The organism is Variovorax sp. P1_H12_2, from assembly GCF_056405335.1.
Genome location: NZ_JBFUCI010000501.1, coordinates 1 through 4,184, shown reverse-complemented (window position 1 = coordinate 4,184; position 4,184 = coordinate 1). Strand labels below are relative to the sequence as shown.

General features: G+C 65.0%; 5 protein-coding genes. 3 read left to right on the top strand and 2 right to left on the bottom strand.

The window, feature by feature from the left end; genetic code table 11:
• The coding region (locus tag AC1D2K_RS31050) for a hypothetical protein (protein ID WP_478093820.1) at positions 1 to 428 on the bottom strand (428 nt) is incomplete at its 3' end.
• Positions 429 to 440: 12 nt separating this feature from the next.
• Here AC1D2K_RS31050 and AC1D2K_RS31045 point away from each other — a divergent pair.
• The 3 genes from AC1D2K_RS31045 to AC1D2K_RS31035 all read left to right on the top strand — a co-directional run bounded on the left by AC1D2K_RS31045 (position 441) and on the right by AC1D2K_RS31035 (position 3,756).
• Entirely contained in the window at positions 441 to 1,292 is an 852-nt protein-coding gene (locus AC1D2K_RS31045; RefSeq protein ID WP_478093819.1) for a ParB/RepB/Spo0J family partition protein, read from the top strand.
• A 344-nt stretch (positions 1,293 to 1,636) separates the two neighbouring features.
• Entirely contained in the window at positions 1,637 to 1,903 is a 267-nt protein-coding gene (locus AC1D2K_RS31040) for a hypothetical protein (RefSeq protein WP_478093817.1), read from the top strand.
• A complete protein-coding gene (locus AC1D2K_RS31035; RefSeq protein WP_478093822.1) occupies positions 1,900 to 3,756 on the top strand; it encodes a phage integrase family protein in 1,857 nt (618 codons plus the stop codon). Before AC1D2K_RS31040 ends, AC1D2K_RS31035 begins: the two co-directional genes overlap by 4 nt.
• Before the next feature lie 11 nt (positions 3,757 to 3,767).
• Here the strand turns inward: AC1D2K_RS31035 and AC1D2K_RS31030 are convergent.
• On the bottom strand, positions 3,768 to 4,184 hold a 417-nt coding region (locus tag AC1D2K_RS31030; protein ID WP_478093815.1), incomplete at its 5' end, for a tyrosine-type recombinase/integrase.

Here is a 4,184-nt window from a genome sequence, read left to right as displayed (position 1 = left end):
GAAAGCGCACCGTGGAAACCAGGTTTCCACGACAGATAAGAACGGAACGAAAAGTGTGGAAACCTGGTTTCCACGCGAACGGGCTTTTCATCTGCGGCGGACAAGTAATTGCCCGACTTTGAGGGAAGAGTCGTGCCTTCGGCCGCGGTGCACGCCCGCCAGGGCGCATCCCCGATCAAGTCTCTTCGTTCCAGGAGATACCCATCATGGCTAGTACCCGAAAGCGGCTTGAGGCGCTGACCGCAGGATTGTCGCTTCCGCCAGCCGAGCTGGATCATGCGGGCCCGGTACCGCCAGCGGCCGCGATGGAGACCCAGCCACTCGCTGCCGTAGCCGTGGAAACCAGGTTTCCACCGGCTGTCACGGGTCCCATGGCGCCCCGAACCGGTCCCGGCCAGATGATGGCGTTCCGTGGGCAGATCCAGCAAGTGGAAGGGGAGATGGCTGCGCTGCGCGACAAGCTTCGCCAATATGAAGGGGCGCTTCCGACCCGCAAGCTGGACCCACGAACGATTCGCCCGAGCAGCTGGGCCAATCGCCATGCATCCTCGTTTAACACGAGCGAGTTCGCGGGCCTGAAGGCCGACATCGAGCATGCCGGAGGGAATGTGCAGCCGATCCTGGTGCGCCCTCTCACGGACGAGGCGGGGCAGTACGAACTGGTCTTTGGGCACCGTCGCCACCAGGCAACCTTGGAGCTCGGTATCCCCGTACTGGCGTCGATCTGGACGGAGGAACTGAGTGATCGTGACCTGTTTGCGGCCATGGATCGGGAAAACCGCGAACGGGCCGACCTGTCGCCGTACGAGCAGGGGGTCATGTACCAGCGGGCCCTCGAGGCGCAGCTCTTTCCGACGCAGCGCCAGCTCGCCGAAAATCTCGGCGTGAGCCATACCTGGGTTCGCAAGGCGCTGATCGTGGCCCAACTCCCGCCAGCCGTCGTCGACGTGTTCAGAAGCCCACTGGAGATCAGCTTCCGCCACGCGGAGCAGATCAACGCCGCCATGGACAAGGATCGAAAGGGTGTCCTCAAGAGAGTGGAAAAGCTGCGCGGCCAGAACCTACCGGCAGCAACGGTACTTGCGCGTCTACTGGATGTGAATGCTAACTTTCAGAAGCTCAGAAGGATTGAGGTGGAGGTCGCGGGGGCGAAGGCTGGGGTCTTGAGCAGGTCGGCGGCGGGCGATGTGACCGTCACATTGGCGGCCGGACTCGCCGCGACCGCATCCACGAGCGCTTTGGGTGCGGCGATCGGGGAGGCATTGGAACGCCTGCGCCGACTCGACGCTTGAGCCCCATGCCGCGCCAATGTGAGAACCGTTGGGATAGGTGCGGGGCTATGGAGATTCACGGATTTGCCAAACTGACAACCATCCGCGTGCAGGAGCGCTTCCTCCCCCAATAACCGGGATGCGGAAAACTCCAACAAATTCAATGACTTGAAAAGACCTTCTCGAAAAGTGCCGCCGGTGACACCGCAAAATGACATTGATGATAATAATGTCCAGCATTATGAAGGTTCAGGTCACGCTCGCACACCGCCCCCTCCGGGGGRGGGCCGCGCGAGTCCAACGACCCGTCCGGTTTGATGCACCCGCCCAAACGTCCAGCTTCTAATCGGTTTACCGTCACAGCCATGGCCGCCGTACCGACCCCACAGCAACTCGGCCACCTCGATGATGAGGAGCTCGAGCGCCTGGCTGTGTCCTGGCGCACTCTGGCGCTTCGCGGCGACCGCGAGGCCAACGGGGTCGCCCATGCCCTCGAAGTCGAGCGGCGCCGACGGATGCGGGCGAGCCAGCTGGCGCAACTGCCGTCGCAGCCGGTGGCAACACCGCGGCCCTGGTGGAAATTCTGGGGATCCCCTGCCGGCAAGGACCGCGACCCGCCGTGGCCGACATGAGGAAAAAGGCACTTCCGCGCAAGCTGCACAGCGGGCATTTCGCCTTCATGAGGGCCCTGGCCCAAGGCCTCGATGAGCGCGCGAGCTGGGACCGGTACCTGCGGCTCGAAGGCGAGCACACGGATCTGCGGACGGTCCGAAAGACGATCGCCTGGATCCGCGACGAGTTCGCGGCCGCGGCCAGGCGTGAGAACAAGCCGGGCACCGCCCGGCTGATCCTGCTGGACCCGGATCGGATCAAGTCGGCGCCCAAGCAACCGACGCTGGTCGAGTTCGCCCAAGCGCAGGGCATGGAGGATTTTTCGGAAGCCGAGCAGCTGGAAGCCTACGAAGAGGCCTATCCGCCCAGTGCGAGGGGAGGAAGTGGAGGGCAGGGCAGGGGCGGGCAGGGCGCTTCGGCCCAGCCCACGCGCCGGTCCCGCGTCATCGAGCGGCAGCTCGAAGCGCTGCGCTGGTTGCAAGGCCTCGTGGCGCAGGATCCGCGCCCGGGCGACCGCGTGGGGGCGTGGCTGAATCCTTCGCTGGCCAGCCGCCTCGAGCGCGCCGGCGTCCCGACACTCGCGGCGCTCGTCGAACGCATCAATGGCATCGGCGCACGCTGGTGGGTGCAGGTGCCGGGCGTGGGAGCGCTCAAGGGCTCACGAATCCTCGAGTGGCTGCATGCGAACGAGGCCGTGCTGGGGCTGCGGGTCGGGCGGCACGTGGACCAGCCGCGCGCGCAACTGTCGCTGTCCTCCCTGGCCGAGGTGGTGCCAGCGGCCACGGCCATCCGCCCTTTCGAGAAATTCCTGCTCCCGGCCGACCTGGATGGCCGTGCGGGGCGCTTTCGTGCGCCGATCGAGAAATGTCTCATCTTGGCCCGCAACGACCACGAGGCGATCGGCGCCTGGCTGGCTTCGAAGCAACCGGGAGGTGTCAATGGCGAACTCTCGTCGACGCAGCGGGCGTATCGCAAGGAGGCGGAGCGGCTGCTGCTGTGGGCGATACTGGAGCGGAAGAAGGCGTTGTCGTCGTTGGCGGTCGAGGATGTGGCTGATTACAAATCCTATCTCGCCGATCCGCCGTCGACCTGGTGCGGGCCACGCCATCACCAGCGCTGGTCGCCCCTGTGGCGACCGCTCGAAGGACCGCTGGCACCGGTCGCGCTGCGGCATTCGCTGACCATCCTGAGAAGCCTGTTTGCTTTCCTGATAAGCCAGAGCTATGTGACGGGGAATCCTTTCGCGGCGGTGATACTGCCGTCGAATCCGCAGAGGCCGCTGGGCTCGAGCCGGACCCTGACCTTCGCCCAGTGGAACCACGTCGATGCGCTGTTGAAGGACCATGTCGACACGGAAGCCGGGCGGCGGCTTCGGCGCGGCATGCGCTGGCTCTACGCAACCGGGCTGCGCCTGGCCGAGATCACGACCGTGAAGTGCGAGGACCTGGAGCAAGTCGAATACAAGACGGCCGATGGGACGGTGGCGACCGACTGGATGTTGTCGGTGGTCGGCAAGGGTGGGCGCCGCCGGCAGGTGCCGGTCCCGGGCGAGTTGGTCGACGAGCTTGGTGAAGAGCTGGCTCGATTCGGTTTCGAGCGTCAGGTGAGCGCGCCGAGCAATCGGGGCATCCATGTGATGGCGCGCTTCGACACCGGGTTCGGGCGGCCGGCATCCTGGTCGGCCTCGGGGCTCTATCAGGCCATCAGGGCGTTCCTGACACAGGCCGCCGATAGCCTTGAGGGCGCTGACGCGCGGCAGCTGAAAAAGGCCAGCACGCACTGGCTGCGGCACTGTATCCCGCACCCGACTATCGCCAGTTTTCGGCCGGCGGGGCCACCGCACAAGGAGGTCGCCCAAGTCCACCGGACATAGTCCTGGCCGCCCTAGAGATTCTTGAGGAATGCCAGGAGTTTGTCATCGGGCCTGTATCGGCCGACGCTGCCGCTAGGCGGCGTGGTCTTCGCGAGGATCTCTTCTTTCAGCGCGAGGTTCGCGTCCAAATAGATTTGCGTCGTCTCGATCGATTCGTGGCCGAGCCACAACGCGATGACGGATTGCTCGACGCCCGCCTGCAGCAGGTCCATCGCGGTCGTGTGCCGCAGAACGTGCGGAGTCACTCGCTTACCCAGCAGCGAGGAGCACTGCTTGCTTGCGGAGGCAGCGTGCTTGGTCAGGATGTACTGCACCCCATGCGAACTCAGGCGTCCACCGCTGGCATTGGGAAAGAGCGGCTGCGTGTCGGCTCCGGGCAATTCTTGTAACCAGGCCTTCAGGACGGCGCATGTCTGCTTGCTCAAAGG